Origin of the sequence: Streptomyces sp. SA15 (assembly GCF_002291145.1) — a bacterium.
Taxonomy (GTDB): Bacteria; Actinomycetota; Actinomycetes; order Streptomycetales; family Streptomycetaceae; genus Streptomyces.
This window is the reverse complement of the sequence record NZ_NTGE01000128.1, coordinates 1-19,518: the sequence shown is the minus strand read 5'-3', so window position 1 is coordinate 19,518 and position 19,518 is coordinate 1. Positions and strand designations below refer to the sequence as shown.

The following is a 19,518-nucleotide window of genomic DNA, read 5'->3' as shown; positions in this document are numbered from 1 at the left end:
CACCCGCCCCTTCTTCCTTTCCGCGTTTCCTATTCGGACGCCCGGATGCCTCCGATGTTGACGTCCTCACACACCTGCTCGATGAACTCGCCCACCTTGTAACTGGATCGGCGGGCGGACTCCTCGCGATCCGGTTCGGGATGCTCGTACCAGGCGAGCAGCCGGTCGAAGTCCTCGGCGATGCCGCCCGGCAGGCCCTCGTCGAGGTCCTCGATGACGTGCATCCGCTTGTGCGGGGTGAGTTCCTCGCTCTTCTGCAGGTCCAGCGCGGCCGCCGTACGGCAGAACGCCCTGCTCTTGGCCGAGTCCTTGAACTCGTCCAAAGGTGACCGAATGTGCAATAACCCTTTCACGTCCAACAGGGCCGAGACACCGGCTTGTTGTGGTCTGGCCTCATTCGCCGGGGCACTCCAGCCCCACCGCGCCCGGGAGCGCCTTCTCGATCCACTGCCGGCCCCACTCCAGGGCGTCGCGTGCCTGCCCGGGGGCGTCCTCGGAGGGAACGGGGTCGTCGGCCCGGTAGGTCTCGGGGCCCTCCGCGGGGAGCCGGGAGACCACGACCAGCATCCGCGCACCGGCCCGGTAGTACCCCTTCGCTCCTTCGGAGGTGAAGGTCAGCTGCGGCTTCCCGCTCTCCGGCTTGTAGTAGCGGTCCACATCCAGGACAACCCTGAACTCCTCGCCCTCGTCCAGGGGTTCGACTCGGGCCACCGTGCCCTCGGCGACCACCGAGGAGCAGGCGATGATCCCCTCGTCGGTGAGCCGGGCCTCGGCAGCGCTGTCCTCCGCATCGCCGCTGTGGGCCACGGAGTACATCACGCCGGTGCCGATCAGCGCGACGGCAACCGACGCCGCCAGCGCGAACAGACCCCGCCTCCGCCAGGACGCCCTCGCGCGCCTCGGCGGCCCGGAGGCCGCGTGCCGGGCCAACCCGCCCCCGATCCATTGCAGTTGCTCGCGCACCCGGCCCATGTCCCGTTCCGCGGCCGCGTACCGGTCGGCGGCGAGGCCATCCTCCGAAGGCGAGGGTTCATCCAGGAGGACCGCCATCAGCTGCTCGTCCGGCTGCTCGTCCTTCTCCACCCTCACGCCACCCCTTCTTCCACCTGAAGCCGCTCCCGCAGGAGTCTGGCCGCCGCGTACAGCCTGCTCTTGACCGTTCCCACCGGGATGCCGAGATGTTCGGCGATCTGCGGCACCGACAGATCCGCGTAGTAGCGCAGGACCAGCGCCTGCCGCTGTGCGGTCGGCAGGGCGTCGAGTCCTTCGGCGACCGCCATCGCCACGAGGCGGTTCTCGGGACCGCCCTGGACCTGGTCGTCCGACGGACTCAGCAGGGTGAGACGCTCGCTGACGCGCTCCTGGCGATGCCTGGCGCGGTGCCAGTCCACCGCGATGTTCGACGCCACCACCGCGGCCCACGCCCCGCGTCGCGCGGGGGTTCCGCGCCGCGCGCCCGACGCTCCAGCAGACGCAGCCGCACCTGCTGCAGGCCGTCCTGAAGATCGTCCTGCGGAACCCCGCCGAGGGCCAGTACGGCACGGACCCGGTCGGCCTGCGCCGCGTCGAGCGGGTCCGCCGTGTTCCGGGATCTCCTGATCGGGACCCGCGTTCTCCCCCCTGATCGCTTGATTCCCTGCATCGTGTTGCTCCTATGACGCCGGAGCAACAAGAAACGTTCGATCAGGCCGCCCGGCCCGCTCCCGGCCGGGCCCCTCACTCAGTTTCGCAGTCCAGGGTGCGGGCCTCGGGCAGCGCCTTGGTGATCCACCGCCTCTCGCGGGCGATGTCCTCCTCCCCGGTGGTCCAGATGTCCGGGGTCGCCGCGTCACGGGGAATGCCGATCAGTGCGTGGTCGCCCTCGCCCAGCCTCGGGTGGGCGTCCTTCGCCATCAGGAAGGTGACCTCGTCCTTGCCCTTGTCCGGCTTGTAGTAGCGCTCCACCTCGAGGGTGATCCGGTCCTGGACGGCCCCGGGGAGCGGCTCCACCTCCGTGACCGTGCCCTCGACGACCAGGCGGGCGCAGGCGAGGTAGCCGGCGGAGCCGCGCCCGGCCGCCTCCTCCTTCGCGCCGCCGTCCGCGGCGCTCTGCGTGCCGGCCCCCGAGTCGCTCCCACTCATCCCGCCCTGCGCCACCAGCCAGCCCATGCCGACGACCAACGCGGCGGCGCAGGCGGCGGCGAGGGTGCCCAGGGCGAGGGCCAGGGGACGGCGGTTCCGGGGGGCGCGGGCGGAGCGGCGGGTACGGTTCCGTGACGCCGCGGCCGGTGCCGGTGCAGGCTCCGCCGCTCGCTCCCCGCCCGCCAGCGTGTCCCCGATCAGCGTGAGCTGCTCGCGCAGCAGTGCCACGTCGGCCGCGGCCGAGCGATGTTCCGCCATGAACTCCGGGTCGCCCTGGACCCGGTCGGGCAGGGCTTCGTCCAGGATGGCGGCCAGCAGCGCGTCTGCGGCCGGACCGCCTTCGTACTCGGCCACGTCTCACACCACCTCGTCCTCGTGCAGCCGCGCCCTCAGGGCCCGTACCGCCGTGTGCAGCCGGCTCTTCACCGTGCCCTCGGGGATGCCGAGTTCCTCGGCGATCCCGCGCACCGGGAGGTCGGCGTAGAAACGCAGGACGAGGACCTGGCGCTGGGCGTCGGGCAGTTCGTCCAGGCCCTGGGCGACGGCGAGGGAGAGCACGCTGGTGTCCTCGCCGGAGGGGTGCTCCAACTGGCGCAGGGAGGCCAGGCGTTCGCCGACACGCTCCTGGCGGCGCTTGGCCCGGTGCCAGTCCATCGCCAGGTTGGAGGCGACGACCGCCGCCCACGCGGACACGTCGCGCGGTGCCTCGTCCCCCCGCGCCGCGCGCTCCAGCAATCGCAGGCGGACCTGCTGCACCCCGTCCGGCAGGTCCGCCTGCGGCACGCCACCGAGCGCGAGCACCGCTCGCACCCGGCGTTCCTGAGCCGCGTCCAGCGGGTCGTCGAGTACGTCCCCCTGGGCGCGGCGGGCCTTTCTGCGCAGCACCGACACCCCTCCCCTCACCGCGTTTCCTCTACGACGCCGCAGCGCGCGGAAACGTTCGGCGGAACCGTGGGAATTTCGTTCAGAGGCGTACGTCACACCGCCGCGGGAGGCAGCACAGCTTGCGGCGCGGAGCGGCCGTAGGGCGAATTCCTGCAGCTCAGGGGTGGTGTGGGCAGAAGTTCCGTAACCGTCGGCCGACCTGGTGTGTCCCAGTTCTCGGGCATGGCGACCAAAGAATTGGACAGGTGGGCCCATGTCGGCCGCATCATGGACAAGCCTCGGCCAGGCAACACGCACGTAAAGACAGACAGAGGGAGTCGCCGTGAGGGTCGGAATCGTCGGAGCCACCGGTCAGGTCGGCACGGTCATGCGCAGGATTCTCACGGAGCGCGACTTCCCCGTGACCGAGCTGCGCCTGCTCGCCTCCGCCCGCTCGGCGGGGACCGTCCTGGACGGCGTGACGGTGGAGGACGCCTCGACGGCCGACTACAGCGGCCTGGACATCGTGCTGTTCTCCGCGGGCGGCGCGACCTCGAAGGCGCTGGCCGAGAAGGTCGCCTCGCAGGGTGCGGTAGTGATCGACAACTCGTCGGCGTGGCGCCGGGACCCGGACGTACCGCTCGTGGTCTCCGAGGTGAACCCGCACGCGATCGCCACCCGCCCCAAGGGCATCATCGCCAACCCGAACTGCACGACGATGGCCGCGATGCCGGTCCTGAAGCCGCTGCACGCGGAGGCGGGGCTTCAGGCCCTGGTCGTCGCCACCTACCAGGCGGTCTCCGGCTCCGGCCTGGCCGGCGTGGACGAGCTGTTCGAGCAGGTCAAGAAGGTCGGCGAGGACGCGCCGAAGCTGACGCACGACGGCTCGGCGGCTCAGTTCCCGGCGCCGAACAAGTACGTGGCCCCGATCGCGTACAACGTCCTCCCCCTGGCCGGCTCGATCGTGGACGACGGTCTGAACGAGACCGACGAGGAGCAGAAGCTCCGCCACGAGTCCCGCAAGATCCTGGAGATCCCCGAGCTGAAGGTCTCCGGCACCTGCGTCCGCGTCCCCGTCTTCACCGGCCACTCCCTCCAGGTCAACGCCCGGTTCGCGCGTCCGATCAGCGTGGAGCGCGCGAAGGAGCTGCTGGGCGGTGCCCCCGGTGTCGCCGTCACCGACGTCCCGACCCCGCTGCAGGCGGCCGGCCAGGACCCGTCGTACGTCGGCCGCATCCGCAGCGACGAGACGGTGGACAACGGTCTCGCCTTCTTCGTCTCCAACGACAACCTCCGCAAGGGCGCCGCGCTGAACGCGGTGCAGATCGCGGAGCTGGTGGCGGCGGAGCTGAAGGGCTAGTAACGCAACGGCTGAAGGGGGGCCCACCGGTCACCGGTGGGCCCCCCTTCGTGTGCTCAGAGCGCCTCGTGTGCTCAGAGCGCCAGATGCCGTCGCAGCGCGGCGTCGATCTCGGTCATGCGTTGCCTAGGCACCGAACCGATCGGCCGCAGCAGCCGCTCCGGGGCGAGCGCACGCACTTGCTCGCACTGCACCTTGGAGTCCTTCGGGAGACCGCACTCCTCGGAGGGGAGCAGCACCTGGAACGGGTAGACGCGAGACGTATTGGTCGTCAAGGGCACCAGCGTGACCACACCTCGCCCGGTCCGCTCCACCGCCGCGTTGGCACCGTCGTTCGAGACGATGACCGCCGGCCGCGCCTTGTTCGCCTCACTGCCGCGCGTCGGCTCGTAGTCGACCAAGTAGATGTCACCGCGCCTCATCGGTCAGCCCGTCCCCCGAGAACTGGTCCCAGAAGCCCGCGTCCTCGCTCTCGTCCCACTCGGCGAAGGCCTCGGTGTACTGCTGCTCCAGCTGCGCTTGCCGCAACAGTTCGATGGCGGCGTGTATCACGGCGGACCGGGACTCGGCGTCCGTGCGCGAGGCGTACTCATCGACGAAGGCGACATCCTCCTGGGGCAGGCTCACACTGATCTTCATACCCTCAAGGGTAGCAGGGTATGACCATCCTGCCTACTCCCAGTGCTACCCATCGGCTTCAGTCCCGCCGCACCTCATAGAGGAAGCACCCGTACTCCACGGCCCGCACCTGCACCAGCGCCACCTCCGGATCCGCGAAGGCCTCCGCGAACGCCTCCTCGAAGGCCGCGTCGACACCCTCGGGGCGCTCCACCAGACGCCCGCCCAGGATGCGCCCCTCGGCGGAGTACCGGCGGACCATGCGGTGGGCGTTGGTGAAAGGCAGGCCGGTGCCGTCCGGGCCCTCGCAGTCCTCCGCGTGGATGAACACCGGCCCCTGCTCGTCGTACGCCCCCGGATCGACCCCCGCCCCCGCCGCCCAGCGGCGCAACGGTGCGTACGAAACCAGGGCAATCCGCTCCCCCGGCACGCTCCGGCGCAGACAGCACCGCAGCGGCGCGCCGCCCTCCTCATCGGTCACGGGAACCATCTGCCGTCCCCCGTCGTCAGCAGAGCGCAACTCTTTCAGGGCCGTCGGGGAGACGGGTCGTGCGGTGTACGTCGTCATGGCGTCACGTTCGCGCGCATCCGCCCTGCCCACCGGCGGGAAACGGACATCGCTTTCCCTGTGCGTCCCGTGGAAGGATGGCCGAACCGACACATAACGAGGAGATGACCGCGTGCCTGGCACAAACCTGACTCGCGAAGAGGCGCAGCAGCGGGCGACGCTGCTCACCGTTGACTCGTACGAGATCGATCTCGACCTCTCCGGCGCGCAGGAGGGCGGTACCTACCGGTCCGTGACCACGGTGCGCTTCGATGTCGACAGCAATGGCGACGAGACCAGCACCGCGTCCTTCATCGACCTGGTGGCCCCGACCGTCCACGAGGTGACCCTCAACGGCGACCAGCTCGACCCGGCCGAGGTCTTCGAGGACTCCCGGATCGCGCTGAACGGGCTGCTGGAGGGGCGCAACATCCTCCGGGTCGTCGCCGACTGCGCGTACACCAACACCGGGGAGGGGCTCCACCGGTTCGTCGACCCCGTCGACAACCAGGCCTATCTCTACACCCAGTTCGAGGTCCCGGACGCCCGAAGGGTCTTCGCCAGCTTCGAGCAGCCGGACCTCAAGGCCACCTTCCAGTTCACCGTGAAGGCTCCCGACGGCTGGACGGTCATCTCCAACTCGCCGACCCCGGAGCCCAAGGACAGCGTCTGGGAGTTCGAGCCGACGCCGCGCATCTCGACGTACATCACGGCGCTGATCGTGGGCCCGTACCACTCGGTGCACAGCGTGTACGAGAAGAACGGCCAGTCCGTCCCACTCGGCATCTACTGCCGCCCGTCGCTCGCCGAGCACCTCGACTCGGACGCGATCTTCGAGGTGACCCGGCAGGGCTTCGACTGGTTCCAGGAGAAGTTCGACTACGCGTACCCGTTCAAGAAGTACGACCAGTTGTTCGTGCCGGAGTTCAACGCGGGCGCGATGGAGAACGCCGGTGCCGTGACCATCCGGGACCAGTACGTGTTCCGGTCGAAGGTGACGGACGCGGCGTACGAGACGCGCGCCGAGACCATCCTGCACGAGCTGGCCCACATGTGGTTCGGCGACCTGGTCACCATGGAGTGGTGGAACGACCTGTGGCTGAACGAGTCGTTCGCCACCTACACCTCCATCGCCTGCCAGGCGTACGCGCCGGAGAGCCGGTGGCCGCACTCGTGGACCTCCTTCGCCAACCAGATGAAGACGTGGGCCTACCGCCAGGACCAGCTGCCGTCCACGCACCCGATCATGGCCGAGATCCGCGACCTGGACGACGTGCTGGTCAACTTCGACGGCATCACGTACGCGAAGGGCGCCTCCGTACTGAAGCAGCTCGTCGCGTACGTCGGCATGGACGAGTTCTTCAAGGGCGTCCAGGCCTACTTCAAGCGCCACGCCTACGGCAACACCCGTCTCTCCGACCTCCTCGGCGCCCTGGAGGAGACCTCCGGGCGTGATCTGAAGGCCTGGTCGAAGGCGTGGCTGGAGACGGCCGGCATCAACATCCTGCGCCCCGAGATCGAGACGGACGCGAACGGCGTCATCACCTCCTTCGCCATCCGTCAGGAGGCCCCGTCGCTGCCCACCGGCGCCAAGGGAGAGCCCACCCTCCGCCCGCACCGCATCGCCGTGGGCCTGTACGAGCTCGACGACGACAGCGGCAAGCTGGTGCGTGACGAACGCGTCGAGCTGGACGTCGACGGCGAGCTGACGGCCGTACCGCAGCTGGTCGGCAAGCGTCGTCCGGCGGTGGTGCTGCTGAACGACGACGACCTGTCGTACGCGAAGGTCCGCCTCGACGAGCAGTCGCTGGCCTTCGTCACGGAGCACCTGGGCGACTTCGAGGCCTCCCTCCCCCGGGCCCTGTGCTGGGCGTCGGCGTGGGACATGACCCGGGACGCGGAGCTCGCCACCCGCGACTACCTCTCCCTCGTCCTGTCCGGCATCGGCAAGGAGTCCGACATCGGGTTGGTGCAGTCGCTGCAGCGCCAGGTGAAGATGGCGATCGAGCTGTACGCCGACCCGGCCGCCCGCGAGGCCCTGCTGACCCGCTGGACGGACGCCACGCTGGCCCACCTGCGCTCGGCCGCCGCGGGCAGCGACCACCAGCTGGCGTGGGCGCGCGCGTTCGCGGCGACCGCCCGTACGCCGGAGCAGCTGGACCTCCTGGAGGCGCTCCTGGACGGCTCCCAGACGATCGAGGGCCTGGTCGTCGACACGGAGCTGCGCTGGGCGCTGGTGCAGCGGCTGGCCGCGGTGGGCCGCTTCGACGAGGCGGAGATCGCGGGCGAGTACGAGCGCGACAAGACGGCCGCCGGGGAACGGCACGCCGCCACCGCCCGGGCCGCCCGCCCGACGCAGAGCGCCAAGGCGGAGGCGTGGGCGTCGGTCATCGAGTCCGACAAGCTCCCGAACGCCGTCCAGGAGGCGGTCATCTCCGGCTTCGTCCAGACGGGCCAGCGCGAGCTTCTGGCTCCCTACACGGACAAGTACTTCGAGGTGGTCAAGGACATCTGGGAGTCCCGCTCGCACGAGATGGCCCAGCAGATCGCGGTCGGCCTCTACCCGTCCATCCAGGTCTCCGAGGAGACCCTGCGCAAGACGGACGAGTGGCTGGCCTCCGCCGAGCCCAACGCGGCCCTGCGGCGGCTCGTCTCCGAGTCGCGGGCGGGCGTGGAGCGTGCGCTGAAGGCGCAGGCGGCGGACGCGGCGGCCGGGGAGTAGTCGCGCACGCCTTGGTCTGCCTGTCGAGGGGGCGCCCGGTGGTGAACACCGGGCGCCCTCTGCGTTGGGGGACGCGGGGCGGGCGCCGGCTTGTTCGCCACACCCCGGGTGGCGGGCCACCGCCCCGCGGCGCCCCGCGGCGCGGGGCGGACAACGGAGCATTTCGGGGCCGCCGCGCGCTCACTCACACGATGGACTTGTCGCATCCTCGTCATCCCGCGCGGGCAGTGCCTGAGTGCAAGCCCTGGCGGCCGGAAAGGGGGTGCTTGACATGAACCAGGAGACGCGCACCGAGGAGGTCTACGAGCCTCCGGTGCTGGCGGAAGTCGGTGACTTCGCCGACGAGACCATGGGGCCGTTCGGTCCTCTGCCGGAGGGCAACTACTTCAGGCGGTTGCTCTGAGGCCCTGGTCCCCAGTGCCCGCGGCAGGCGCCCCGGTGGCGCCTGCCGCGGGCCGGCCGGGACGTACGTCGGCCGTGGGGGAACGAGAGCGGAGGTGGCTTGCGGACGTGGTGGTCCCTGTGACGAGCACAGCCTGTGGCGGGCGCTGGTTCGTGGCCCTGCCGGACCGCGACGCGGCGCTCGCGGCCGCCGCGCGGCTCGCGTCGTACGCCTGCCGCACCCTGACGCACGCCTCCGGGCGTCCGTGGCTGCTCGGCTGCTGGCCGGACGACGAGGCGGTGACGGCCCAGGCCGGCACGGCGCGGCTGGCCGCGATCGGCCGCACCTCCCTCACCCCGCACGACCTGGTCGCGCGCGGTCCCGGGGTCACCGGCGCCGCCGGGAGCTTCCACCTGCTGGCGTCCGTCGACGGCGAGGTGTATGCCCGGGGCACCGCCACCGGGGTCCGGCGGCTGTGCACCGCCGACGCCGACGGCGTGACCTTCGCCGCCGACCGGGCCCACACGCTCGCCTGGCTGACCGGCGCCGATCCGGATCCCGCCCGGCTGGCCGCCCGCCTGCTCCTGCCCGACCCACCGTTCCCCATCGAGACGTCGGCGATGTGGCGAGGCGTGCGGGCCGTGCAACCCGGGCACGCGCTGCGGCTGGGCCGCGACGGAAGCGTCCGCACCGAACGCTGGTGGCGGCCGCCGCCGTCCGATCTGCCCCTGGAACAGGCCGCGACGCTGCTGCGGGACGCGCTGCGCGCCGCCGTCGCCGTACGGGTCCGGCCGGGCGACGTCTGGGGCGCGGACCTGTCCGGCGGCATGGACTCCACGTCCGCGTGCTTCCTGGCCCACGAGGCGGGCGCCGACCTGGTCGCCGTCACCCTCGAGTGGTCGGCGGCCGGCAACGAGGACGCCCGCCACGCCCGCGAGGCGGCCAGGCACCTGCCGGGCATCACCCACTTCGTCCTCCCGTCGTCCGAGCTCCCGGGCCACTTCTCCGGCCTCGGCGAACGGCACCCGCCCGGCGACGAACCCAGCGTCCTCCTGCGCGACCGAGCCCAGCAGAGCGAGCTGGCCGGGCTGTTGCGGGACCACGGCGTCCGGGGACGGCTGTCCGGCCACGGCGGCGACCACGTCGTCACCCCGCTGCCCGCGTACCTGCACCCGCTGCTGCGCCGCCGGCCCCTCACCGGCCTGGCGCACCTGGCCGCCCACCGGGCCCGGTCGAGATGGCCGCTGGTCGCGACCCTCCGGCAACTGGTCTCGCGCCCATCACTCGCCGCGTGGATCAGGGAACAGGCCGACGCGCTCGGACCGCTCCGACGCGGGGAACCGCCGATGTGCGGCTGGGGCTTCCCCGTGGCGCTGCCGCCGTGGGCCACCGGCCGGGCGCGCGACCTGGCCGCCGGGCTGCTGCGCGAGGCCGCCGACCGGGACGGCGTACCGCTCGGCCCGGACCGGGGCACCCACGCGTGGGTCCACCTGGCCCGCCTCGCCGGATCCACCGCCACCCACCTCTCCGCCTGGGGGGCGGTGGACGGCCTGCCGGTGGAGACGCCGTTCTGCGACGACGCCGTCCTCGACGCCTGCCTCCGCGTCCGGCCCGAGGACGCCGGCCACCCCGCCGTCTACAAGCCGCTGCTGGCCGCCGCCATGCGCGGCATCGTCCCCGAGGCCATCCTCACCCGCACCACCAAGGACCACTGCGGCGACGAGTGGTACGCGGGCCTGGCCACCCAGCGGCGCACTCTGGCCGCCTGGACCGCGGACTCCCGCCTGGCCGCCGCCGGCCTCGCCGACCCGGCCGCGCTGCGCCGTGCCGTGCTCGCGCCCGGGCTGCTCAACGGTGGTGTCTGCGAGCTGGAGCCGACCCTCGGCATCGAGGAGTGGCTGCGCGACCTCGAGGCCCGCCCGCACCCCCACCACCTGAAGGAACACCCTCATGAACCCGCCCCTGCGGCTACGCCGTGACGTCACCGCCTGCGACACCGAAGGCGGCATGGTCCTGCTCGACGAACGCGCCGGGCGCTACTGGCAGCTCAACGGCACCGGCGCCCGCGTACTGCGCAGCCTGCTGGAGGGCGCCGAGCCCGAGCAGGTCGTCGACGACCTCGCCGCCGCGAAGGACGTCTCCCGCGACCAGGTCGCCGCCGACGTCCAGGCGCTGCTGAGCGGGCTCGCCTCCGCCGAACTCACCGAACGTGACGCCCAGGACGGGAAGGTCCGGAGGTTCGGGAGGCGGAAGCGATGAGCCAGGTCCTGGACACCCGGGGTGACCGGCCGCCGCTGCGGCGTCGCGTCCCCGCCCGTGCGGCCGTCGTCGCCGCCCGGCTGCTGTCCCGGCTGCCGCCCCGCCGCATCCGCCTCGTCCTCACCCTGCTGCGCCACGGCGCCGCCCCCGCCGCCTACGAGCAGGCGCTCGCCGCCCGGCAGGACGTCACGGCCACGTCCACACTGTGCTCGGGCCGACACTGCCTGCAACGCTCCCTCGCCACCGCGCTGTTGTGCCGCCTGCGCGGAGTGTGGCCCACGTGGTGCACGGGCGTGCGCACCCTGCCGTTCTCCGCCCACGCCTGGGTGGAAGCGGACGGCCGTGCCGTCGGGGAGCCGGCCGACACGGCCGCCTACCGCCGCGTCATCACTGTGCCGCCGCGCGACACCGGAGACAGCCGGGCCGCATCTCTTCGAAACCGAGGTGACGCGGGTTGAAACCGAGTTGACGCCGGATCGGCCCGCGTCGCCGCCAGACCTGCCGGGCCCCGCGGGACGACGGCGGGCGGCGTCACCAGCCGACGCCGGAAGGCCTGCCGGTCGGGCGGCCCGCCGTCGTGCTGGGCAGGCGAGGTGACGAAGCCGCCGGACCGCTGAACGGTTCGCCGGCCGTACGCGGCCGGAGCTGCCCCGCGACCGTCGCCCCGAACGCCAGCGCCATCCCCGCCAGCTGCACCGGGGTCAACGTCTGCCCGAGCGCCGCCCAGCCGACCACCGCGGCGGTGAGCGGCGACAGCGGGCTGAGGAAAGTGACCTGTGTCGCGGTGAGCCGGCCGATACCGCGGAACCACAGCCAGTACGACACCGCCGTGTTCGCCAGCGCCAGGTAGAGGTATCCGCCGATCGCCCGGCCGTCCAGCGCGGGCGGCGCGCCCTCGGCCAGGAGGGCGAGCGGGGCGATGAGCAGGCCGCCGATGGTGAGCTGCCAGGCGGTGAGCGCGAGGGGGCCGACGCCGTCGGGGCGGCCCCACCGCTTGGTGAGCACGGTGCCGGCGGACATCGAGGCGGTCGAGGCGAGGGCCGCCAGCACCCCGACCGGGTCGAGCGCCCCGGCCGCCTGCAGGACGACCAGACTGACGCCGAACGCGGCCACCGCCCCGGTGATCAGGCTTCGGGCCGTCGGCCGCTGCCCCAGCAGCAGCGCCGACAGACCCACCACGAACAGCGGTCCGACCGACGAGACGACCGCCGCCATCCCGCCCGGCATCCGGTACGCGGAGAGGAACAGCAGCGGGAAGAAGGCGCCGATGTTCAGCGCTCCGAGCACGGCCGCCTTCCCCCACCAGGCGCCACGCGGCAGTACCCGGGCGAGGGCCAGCAGGACCAGTCCGGCGGGCAGGGCGCGCATGAGGCCGGTGAACAGGGGGCGGTCGGCCGGGAGGAATTCGGTCGTGACGGCGTATGTGGTGCCCCAGGAGATGGGGGCGAGGGCGGTGAGCAGGACGGCGGCGGGCCGTTTCATGACCGGCACCCTTCTGGAAGATAGCTTGGCGGGAAGTAGCTTAGCTCTAAGCAACTTGCAGTCAAGCCACTTTCTTGCGGGTGATCGGAATGGAGCGGATACTCACCGCATGAGCGCAGAGCACAAGGACCCCGTCGACGCGATCATCGGGCAGTGGGCGGCCGTGCGACCGGACCTCGACACGAGGGCCATGGAGGTCTTCGGGCGGATCTACCGCCTCTCACGCACGATGGGCGACCGCACCGAGAAGGCGTACGCGAACCTCGGGATCGCACGCGGCGAGTTCGACGTGCTGGCCACCCTGCGCCGCTCCGGCGAGCCGTACACCCTCTCGCCCCGCCAGCTGTCGGCGACGCTCATGCTCACCAGCGGCGGGATGACCGGCCGCCTGGACAAACTGGAACGGGCCGGCCTGCTGCGCCGCTCCCCCGACCCGCACGACCGCCGGGGCCTGCAGGTGACCCTGACCGAACAGGGACTGGAACTGGTCGACCGCGCGGTCGGCGCGGGCCTCGCCGTCCAGACTCAGGCCCTGTCCGCCCTCGACGCCGAACAGGCCGACCACCTGGCCGACCTGCTGCGGGAACTGCTGCTCGCGACGGAGAAGTGAAGGAGCCGGCGCAGGCCTCCCGTCATCCGACGTGCGCGGCCAGGGCCGCCTCGGTCGCGGCCGGATCGGCGCCGTCGGCCGCCCAGGCCACGTATCCGTCGGGGCGCACCAGCACGGTCGTACGGCGGTCGCTCGCCCAGCGCTCCACGGCCAGCCGGCCCTTGCGGGCGGCACCCTGTCCGCCGGCCTGTCCACCGCCCCGTCCGTCGTACGACTCGGAGGCCCCTGAGGCCTTCGGGATGATCAGCACGAACCGTCCGCCGCGCAGGGCCTGGTAGAGGCGGCCGTTCTCCAGCGCCACGTCCGGGACGCGGGTGCCGGTGAGGCGGTGGGCACCTCGGGGAGCGGCGTACCGGTAGCCGATGCCGGTGATCTGGCCGACCATCCTGCGGCGGGCCGGGGGGACGCTGTTGAGCACGGTGGTCAGCGCGGCCCGCAGCGCCAGCGTCCAGGGGTGCTTGGCCATGGCGAGCCGGACCAGGCCACCGCTGCTGCGCAGGACGGACCTGCCGACCGGGTGGCGTTCACCCTGGTAGGTGTCGAGGAGTTCCGGGCCCGCGTGGCCGTGGACGACCTGGGCGAGCTTCCAGCCGAGGTTCGCCGCGTCCTGCAGGCCCGTGTTCATACCCTGGCCGCCGGCCGGGGTGTGGACGTGGGCTGCGTCCCCGGCGAGGAAGACCCGGCCCACGCGGTACGCGGGCGCCTGGCGCTCGTCGCTGTGGAAGCGGGACATCCAGCGGGCGTCGTGCATCCCGAAGTCGCGGCCGAGGGCGAGACGGGTGATCTCCTTGATCTCCGCGAGATCGAGGGGCTCGCTGTCGGGGACGTTGCGGCCCCGGTGCCAGCCGATGACCCGGTAGTAGCCGTCCCCGAAGGGCGCGAGGAAGGCGAAGGCGTCGCCGACGGCGTTGACGGTGAGCAAGGTCGCGGGCTTCTCGGCCAGCTTCACGTCCGCGAGGACGACGGAACGGATGACGGAGTGGCCGGGGAAGGGCAGCCCGACCGCGTTCCTGACGGCACTGCGCATGCCGTCGGTGCCGACGACGTACGCCGCCCGCAGTTCGTCGGGCTTGCCGCCGGGGCCACGGACCTCGACGGTGACGCCGTCCGCGTCCTGGGCCAGTCCGGTCACCTCGGTCTCGTACCGGAACCGCACCCCCGCCTCGACCGCCCGCCGCTCCAGGACCTTCTCGACCTCGTACTGCGGAATGACGAGCAGGTGGTTGAAACGGGAGGGGAGCGTGTCGAGCTCGACGGTGAGCCGGGTGAAGAGGCGGAGCCGGTCGAGGGGGCGGCCGGCCGCCTCCAGATCGTCGGCGAGACCTCGGGCGTCGAGTTGTTCGAGGGTGCGGGCGTGCAGGACGAAGGCACGGGAGAGGTTGCTGATCTTGTGCGGGCGTTTTTCGAGGAGGACGACGGGGACGCCGGCGGTGGCGAGGTCGCCGGCCAGGAGGAGGCCGGTGGGGCCGGAGCCGACGACGATCACGGGGTTTGCGGTGCCGGCGGTGTTGGTGGTGTCGATGGTGCCATTGGTGCCGCTCATGAGGGCCTCCTTGAATGCCAACACTCGTTGGTCAACACCTGTGGGTCAACGCTCGTTGGCAAACGTAGAGCGACCTCAGCAAACCTGTCAACACTTGTTGGCCTACACATGTTGGCCTACGATCGTTGGCATGACTGACAGCACCTCCCCGCCGCAGGCGAGACGCTCGGACTCGACCCGCAACGCGATCCTCACCGCCGCCCGCGAACGTTTCGCCGCCGACGGCTACGAGCGGGCCACCATCCGCGCCATCGCCAAGGACGCGAGCATCGATCCGTCGATGGTGATGCGCTACTACGGCAACAAGGAGGGGCTGTTCGCGGCGGCCGTCGCCGTCGACCTGCGCATGCCCGACCTGGGGTCACTGTCGAGGGAGGACGTCGGCCGGGTGCTGGTGAAGCACTTCCTCGGGATGTGGGAGCAGAACGAGGTGCTCACCGCCCTGCTCCGGGTCGGCGCGACCAATCAGGCCGGGGCCGAGCGCATGCAGGGCATCTTCCGGGACCAGTTGGTGCCGGTCACCCGCCAGGTGTGCCCCGATCCCGAACAGGTCCCGGCACGGGCGGCGCTGGCGGCGAGCCAGTTGCTGGGGCTGGCGCTCACGCGATACGTGCTGCGGTTTCCGCCGGCCGTGGCGCTGCACCCCACGGAGATCGTGGCATGGCTGGCGCCCACGGTGCAGCGGTATCTGACCGCGCCCAGCCCCTGAACCTGGGACGGGAAAACACACTGAGGGCGCCGGCCTCGCCCACGCACGGCGGATGCGCGTACGTACGGCGGGCTCGGGCCTGTCCGGCGGATCAGGTCGCAGGAAATCGGCGGCGCCCCATTAACGCAGGTGAGCGGGGTCTGGTGCGTCCAGCTGCAAGGCGGAGGAGGGCGTCGACGCGGAGCGTCGGCAACCGACGACAACGCGGCAGATGGGCGTGCCAGACCCCGCGTCTGCGGCATGATCCGCCGGACAGGCCCTCGGCGCCCTCGGTGAAGAAGTGGGCGTCAGGCCTTCGACTCGGCCTTGTTCCTGGTCTTGATGTTGCGGGTGGTCACCCGGTGTGCCTCGTGCGACCTGTCGAGGACCATCACCAGGCCCGCGATGACCGCGAACAGGGCGAGCGGGGCCACGACGAAGAGGCCCAGCGTCTCGATGACGCTCAGGCCCGAACCGGGGTCGTCGCCGTCGTCGCGGGTCAGCGCGAGCGCGGGGGACGACATGAGCAGCATCATCAGCGTCGTACCGGCCGCCAGGGTGCCGGCGCGCAGGGCGTTCTTCTTGTCCACGCCCCAAAAGTAGCGAACGCCGATCGGCCACGCGCGTCCGGGGTGCCGTATGAGGTGGCCCGGGGTTGCCGCACCGGCTGCCCCCGGGCTCACGACGACCCCCGCAGCACCTCCACCAGCGCATGCAGCCTCGCCGCCCCCGCCAGTTCCTCCAGCGTCACCGGCCTGCCCTCCGCGTCGGCGATCGGCAACCGCCAGTTCGGGTACTGGTTCCACGTCCCCGGCAGGTTCTGCGGGCGGCGGTCGCCGATGGTGTCGGGGAGCCAGACGCCGACCATGCGGGCCGGGGTGCGCAGCAGATAGCGGTGGACGGCCTGGATCTCGGCCTCCTCCGAGGACGTGTCGGCGCCGCCGCCCGTGCCCCGCAGCAGACCGAGCCGGGTCAGCAGGCCCAGCCACTCCCCCGTGTCCGCCGCGGCCTGAGCCCGTTCCTCCTCCAGAGGGCGCGTCAACAGGCCGAGGCTGTCGCGGAGTTCGACGTGTTCGCCGGTGAGGCGGGCTGCGGTGGGCGGCAGGTCGTGGGTGGTGGCGGTGGCGAGGCAGTCGGCGCGCCAGCGGTCCGGGGGCAGGGGACGGCCGTCGCCCTCCCAGTCGCGCTCGAACCACAGCACCGACGTTCCGAGCACCCCGCGCTCACGCAGCGTCTCGCGCACGCCGGGCTCCACCGTGCCCAGGTCCTCGCCGATCACCACCGCGCCGGCCCGCGAGGCCTCCAGTACCAGTACGGCGAGCATGGCCTCGGCGTCGTAGCGGACGTACGTGCCCTCGGTGGGCGCCTCGCCCTGCGGGACCCACCACAGGCGGAACAGGCCCATGACGTGGTCGATGCGCAGGGCGCCCGCGTAGCGGAAGAGGGCGCGCAGCAGGTGGCGGAAGGGTGCGTAACCGGACTCGGCGAGCCGGTCCGGTCTCCAGGGCGGCAGGCCCCAGTCCTGGCCGCGGGCGTTGAAGGCGTCCGGGGGCGCGCCCACGGACATTCCGGCCGCGAAGTACTCCTGCTGCGCCCAGGCGTCGGCGCCCCCGGGGTGCACCCCCACCGCCAGGTCGTGCACGACCCCCACCGGCATGCCCGCCTCGCGCGCGGCGCGCTGGGCGGCGGTGAGCTGGGTGTCGGTGAGCCAGGCGAGGCGGGACCAGAAGTCGACCCGGTCCATCAGCTCGGAGCGGGCGCGGGCGGTCTCGGGGGAGCGGGGGTCGCGCAGGCCGGCCGGCCACCGCTGCCAGTCGGAGCCGTGCACCTCGGCGAGCGCGCACCAGGTGGCGTGGTCCTCCAGCGCCTCGCCCTGCTCGGCGAGGTAGTCGCAGTAGGCGGCACGCCGGCCCGGCCCGAGCGGCACCTCCCGTACCAGCTCCAGCGCCTCCCGCTTGAGCTCCCACACGGCGTCCCGGTCGATCAGCGCGCCCTTCTCCAGCACCGACGCGCGCAACCGGTCGGCCCGCTCCCGGAGTGCCCCCGTGCGCTCGCGGTCCCCGGCATGGACGTATTCGGGGATGTCCTCGATCCGCAGGTACACGGGGTCGGGAAAGCGCCGCGAGGAGGGCCGGTAGGGCGAGGGGTCCGTGGGCGTGCCGGGGACGGCCGCGTGCAGCGGGTTGACCTGGACGAATCCGGCGCCGAGCGCGCGGCCCGCCCAGGAGGTCAGTTCGGCGAGGTCACCGAGGTCGCCCATGCCCCAGGAACGCCGTGAGAGGAGGGAGTAGAGCTGGACGAGGAGTCCGTACGAGCGTCCGGGCGGCGTGGGCAGCCGGGCCGGGGCGACGATCAAGTGGGCGTCGGTGGTGCGGCCGTCGGGTGCGGTGGCCGTCAACCGGTGGACGCCGGGCGGGAGTTGGTCGGCGGCGGAGCGGGTCTCGCCCTGTTCGGTCGTGATGCGCAGGCGGGTGCCGGCCGGGAGTGCGTCGAGAGCGGCGGACGTACCGCCGCTCCAGCACACCACCGTCGGCGGCAGCAGCCGCTCGCGCAGCTCGCGCTCGCGGGCGGCGAGCGCGGCGCGCACGGCCCCGGGGGTTCCGGTGTCCACGCCGAGGGCGGCCAGGGCCCGGGTGACGGCGGTGGCGGAGGCCGTGACCGTGCGGTCCGGGGCCGGGCTGTAGGAGGTGGCGACGCCACGCAGCTCGGCGAGCCGTGAGAGGTCCTCGGCGGGAAGCTCGGCCGGCCGGGGTGCGGTCATCTACGTCTCCGCGAGGGCATCGGACTCGCTGGTCAGCGGGGCGGCGTCGGCAAGCGGGGGCTCGCTGGTGAGGGGCTCGGCGTCGGGCAGGGGCGGTTCGCTGGTGAGGGGCGCCTCGGCGCAGGCCCCCTCCGCGCTGAACACGCACACGTGGAGATCGGACGCGGCGGACGGTCCCGCCTCGGGATAGGCGGACGGTCCCGCCTGGAAGTAGGCGGACGGCTCCGCCTCGGGTTTGGAGTGGGCCGAAAGCAGAAGGTGTGCCACGGGGGCCTCCTTGTCGAGTACGACGTGCGGATACCGCAGCCCTACCCAGCGGTCGCGGCGACAGACGCACAGAGGGAAAGAACGTGCGTCTAGTCACATTCTCTTCCGGTTCTCTTCCGGCTCTTACGGTTGTGCGCCGCTTCTCTTCCGGCGCGGTATGGCTTCTCTTCCTGCGCGGTACGGCTTCCTTCCTGCGCGATACGGCGAACCGGTCGCCTCCGGCCCGTCGATAGACGGGTTGTGAGACTGTTCCGCCCCATGGGGGGCCACCGGAAGAAGGACGAGGGGGACTCGGACGCGGCGCTGCTGCGCGCGATCGCGGCCGGGGACTCGGCGGCGATGGCCGCGCTGTACGACCGGCACGCGGGCTGGCTGCACGCACGGCTGACCCGGCGCTGCGCCGACGCCGAGGTCGTGCGGGAAGTGCTCCAGGACACGTTCGTCACGGTGTGGCGGTCGGCGCACGGGCATCGCGGCGAGGAGGCCGGCGGCTGGCTGTGGACCATCGCCGCGCGCCGCCTGGTCGACGCGCGGCGGGCGAACGAGCGGGCGGCACGGCTGGAGACGACCCCGATGAACTCGCCGACGGACGAGGCGCGGGCGGAGTACGGACGGTCCCGGTACGCCTCGGCCGCCGCCACGCCGTCCGCGGAGGAGCGGGTGCTGGCGGGGCTGGAGTACGGCGACGTGGGCACCGCCCTCGACCGGATCTCGCCCGAGCTGCGCGAGGTGCTGCGCGCCACGGTCGTCGACGGGCTGACCACCCGCGAGGCCGCCCGGCTGCTCGGCATCCCCGAGGGCACCGTCAAGTCCCGCGCGCTGCGCGCCCGCGCCGAACTGCGCGCCGCCCTCGCCCAGTTGAACCCGTCGCCGATGGGAGGCCCGGCATGACCGGCTGGCACGCGTCCGACGACCTCGTCACCCGCTACGGCGACGGCTCCCTGCCGGAACCCGACGCCTGGTCGCTGGAGAAACACCTGGAGACGTGCGGCGGGTGCGCGGCCCGGGTCTCGCGGGCGGTGCGGGAGACGGCGGCGGGGGTGGTGCTGGCGGAGGTGCGGGAGGCGGTGCTGAGTGTGCCGCGGACGGCACCGGCGACGGCGACGGCGCCCGCGTCTCCGGCACCGGCACCGGCACCGGCACCGGCACCGGAGAAAACCCCGGTTCCCTCCGTCCGTCCCCGGCTCGCCCGCGTGCTGTGGGCCGCCGGGCCCGCCGTACGCGGGGCCTGGCTCCCGGCCGTGCTGCTGGTGGCGTTCGGCGCGGTCGCCCTCGCGTACGGGGCCGACTTCGC

The 19,518-nt window shown here is 72.5% G+C and carries 22 protein-coding genes and 1 pseudogene; 10 read left to right on the top strand and 13 right to left on the bottom strand.

Annotated elements, in window-relative coordinates:
- Positions 1-29: 29 nt before the first annotated feature.
- The 5 genes and pseudogenes from CLM62_RS29915 to CLM62_RS29895 all read right to left on the bottom strand — a co-directional run bounded on the left by CLM62_RS29915 (position 30) and on the right by CLM62_RS29895 (position 3,012).
- A complete protein-coding gene (locus CLM62_RS29915) occupies positions 30-323 on the bottom strand; it encodes a hypothetical protein (protein WP_095753024.1) in 294 nt (97 codons plus the stop codon).
- 70 nt (positions 324-393) lie between these two features.
- Complete coding sequence (locus tag CLM62_RS29910; protein ID WP_143659173.1) at positions 394-1,089, bottom strand: hypothetical protein; 696 nt, start codon at positions 1,087-1,089, stop codon at positions 394-396.
- Positions 1,086-1,642, bottom strand: a pseudogene (locus tag CLM62_RS29905) (RNA polymerase sigma factor). Before CLM62_RS29905 ends, CLM62_RS29910 begins: the two are co-directional and overlap by 4 nt.
- Positions 1,643-1,716: 74 nt before the next feature.
- The gene (locus CLM62_RS29900; protein ID WP_095753022.1) at positions 1,717-2,475 is read right to left on the bottom strand and encodes a hypothetical protein; all 759 of its coding nucleotides are present in this window, start codon (positions 2,473-2,475) and stop codon (positions 1,717-1,719) included.
- A gap of 3 nt (positions 2,476-2,478) precedes the next feature.
- Positions 2,479-3,012 (bottom strand): sigma-70 family RNA polymerase sigma factor, encoded by a 534-nt coding sequence (locus tag CLM62_RS29895; protein ID WP_179382280.1) that lies wholly within the window; start codon positions 3,010-3,012, stop codon positions 2,479-2,481.
- 316 nt (positions 3,013-3,328) lie between these two features.
- On the opposite strand from CLM62_RS29895, the gene CLM62_RS29890 reads away from it, so the two are divergent.
- A complete protein-coding gene (locus CLM62_RS29890) occupies positions 3,329-4,345 on the top strand; it encodes an aspartate-semialdehyde dehydrogenase (protein WP_095753021.1) in 1,017 nt (338 codons plus the stop codon).
- 74 nt (positions 4,346-4,419) lie between these two features.
- Here CLM62_RS29890 and CLM62_RS29885 read toward each other — a convergent pair whose 3' ends face one another.
- The 3 genes from CLM62_RS29885 to CLM62_RS29875 are packed head-to-tail and all read right to left on the bottom strand — an operon-like array spanning position 4,420 to position 5,531.
- Positions 4,420-4,767 carry a type II toxin-antitoxin system PemK/MazF family toxin gene (locus CLM62_RS29885; RefSeq protein WP_095753020.1) on the bottom strand — a complete coding sequence of 116 codons (348 nt, stop codon included), beginning with the start codon at positions 4,765-4,767 and terminating at the stop codon, positions 4,420-4,422.
- Entirely contained in the window at positions 4,754-4,984 is a 231-nt protein-coding gene (locus CLM62_RS29880; RefSeq protein ID WP_095753019.1) for a ribbon-helix-helix domain-containing protein, read from the bottom strand. The genes CLM62_RS29885 and CLM62_RS29880 overlap by 14 nt, the downstream gene beginning before the upstream one ends.
- Before the next feature lie 58 nt (positions 4,985-5,042).
- Entirely contained in the window at positions 5,043-5,531 is a 489-nt protein-coding gene (locus tag CLM62_RS29875) for a DUF1203 domain-containing protein (RefSeq protein ID WP_095753088.1), read from the bottom strand.
- Positions 5,532-5,643: 112 nt separating this feature from the next.
- On the opposite strand from CLM62_RS29875, the gene pepN reads away from it, so the two are divergent.
- From pepN to CLM62_RS29855, 5 genes are all read left to right on the top strand, one after another.
- Positions 5,644-8,232 carry an aminopeptidase N gene (gene pepN, locus CLM62_RS29870; protein WP_095753018.1) on the top strand — a complete coding sequence of 863 codons (2,589 nt, stop codon included), beginning with the start codon at positions 5,644-5,646 and terminating at the stop codon, positions 8,230-8,232.
- Positions 8,233-8,503: 271 nt separating this feature from the next.
- Positions 8,504-8,635, top strand: coding sequence for a lasso RiPP family leader peptide-containing protein (locus CLM62_RS48970; RefSeq protein ID WP_107483834.1), 132 nt, complete (start codon positions 8,504-8,506; stop codon positions 8,633-8,635).
- Between the two features lie 119 nt (positions 8,636-8,754).
- Positions 8,755-10,593: an asparagine synthase-related protein gene (locus tag CLM62_RS29865; protein ID WP_143659172.1), complete on the top strand. Its 1,839-nt coding sequence runs from the start codon at positions 8,755-8,757 to the stop codon at positions 10,591-10,593.
- Entirely contained in the window at positions 10,565-10,873 is a 309-nt protein-coding gene (locus tag CLM62_RS29860; protein ID WP_095753016.1) for a lasso peptide biosynthesis PqqD family chaperone, read from the top strand. Before CLM62_RS29865 ends, CLM62_RS29860 begins: the two co-directional genes overlap by 29 nt.
- A complete protein-coding gene (locus tag CLM62_RS29855) occupies positions 10,870-11,331 on the top strand; it encodes a lasso peptide biosynthesis B2 protein (RefSeq protein WP_095753015.1) in 462 nt (153 codons plus the stop codon). The genes CLM62_RS29860 and CLM62_RS29855 overlap by 4 nt, the downstream gene beginning before the upstream one ends.
- A 73-nt stretch (positions 11,332-11,404) precedes the next feature.
- Here the strand turns inward: CLM62_RS29855 and CLM62_RS29850 are convergent, their stop codons facing one another.
- The gene (locus tag CLM62_RS29850; protein ID WP_257004176.1) at positions 11,405-12,355 is read right to left on the bottom strand and encodes an EamA family transporter; all 951 of its coding nucleotides are present in this window, start codon (positions 12,353-12,355) and stop codon (positions 11,405-11,407) included.
- A 109-nt stretch (positions 12,356-12,464) separates the two neighbouring features.
- Between CLM62_RS29850 and CLM62_RS29845 the strand changes: the two genes are divergently transcribed.
- Positions 12,465-12,965, top strand: coding sequence for a MarR family winged helix-turn-helix transcriptional regulator (locus CLM62_RS29845; RefSeq protein WP_095753014.1), 501 nt, complete (start codon positions 12,465-12,467; stop codon positions 12,963-12,965).
- A 22-nt stretch (positions 12,966-12,987) separates the two neighbouring features.
- On the opposite strand, the gene CLM62_RS29840 is transcribed toward CLM62_RS29845, so the two are convergent.
- Entirely contained in the window at positions 12,988-14,508 is a 1,521-nt protein-coding gene (locus CLM62_RS29840; protein WP_095753013.1) for an FAD-dependent monooxygenase, read from the bottom strand.
- Positions 14,509-14,638: 130 nt separating this feature from the next.
- Between CLM62_RS29840 and CLM62_RS29835 the strand changes: the two genes are divergently transcribed.
- The gene (locus tag CLM62_RS29835; RefSeq protein WP_095753012.1) at positions 14,639-15,217 is read left to right on the top strand and encodes a TetR family transcriptional regulator; all 579 of its coding nucleotides are present in this window, start codon (positions 14,639-14,641) and stop codon (positions 15,215-15,217) included.
- Positions 15,218-15,504: 287 nt separating this feature from the next.
- On the opposite strand, the gene CLM62_RS29830 is transcribed toward CLM62_RS29835, so the two are convergent.
- The 3 genes from CLM62_RS29830 to CLM62_RS29820 all read right to left on the bottom strand — a co-directional run bounded on the left by CLM62_RS29830 (position 15,505) and on the right by CLM62_RS29820 (position 18,224).
- Positions 15,505-15,786: a hypothetical protein gene (locus tag CLM62_RS29830; RefSeq protein WP_095753011.1), complete on the bottom strand. Its 282-nt coding sequence runs from the start codon at positions 15,784-15,786 to the stop codon at positions 15,505-15,507.
- Between the two features lie 89 nt (positions 15,787-15,875).
- The gene (gene malQ / locus CLM62_RS29825; RefSeq protein ID WP_095753010.1) at positions 15,876-17,957 is read right to left on the bottom strand and encodes a 4-alpha-glucanotransferase; all 2,082 of its coding nucleotides are present in this window, start codon (positions 17,955-17,957) and stop codon (positions 15,876-15,878) included.
- Complete coding sequence (locus CLM62_RS29820) at positions 17,958-18,224, bottom strand: hypothetical protein (RefSeq protein WP_095753009.1); 267 nt, start codon at positions 18,222-18,224, stop codon at positions 17,958-17,960.
- Positions 18,225-18,482: 258 nt separating this feature from the next.
- On the opposite strand from CLM62_RS29820, the gene CLM62_RS29815 reads away from it, so the two are divergent.
- Complete coding sequence (locus CLM62_RS29815) at positions 18,483-19,115, top strand: RNA polymerase sigma factor (protein ID WP_095753008.1); 633 nt, start codon at positions 18,483-18,485, stop codon at positions 19,113-19,115.
- Positions 19,112-19,518: zf-HC2 domain-containing protein (locus tag CLM62_RS29810; RefSeq protein WP_143659171.1), on the top strand; the 407-nt coding region annotated here is incomplete at its 3' end. The genes CLM62_RS29815 and CLM62_RS29810, both read left to right, overlap by 4 nt.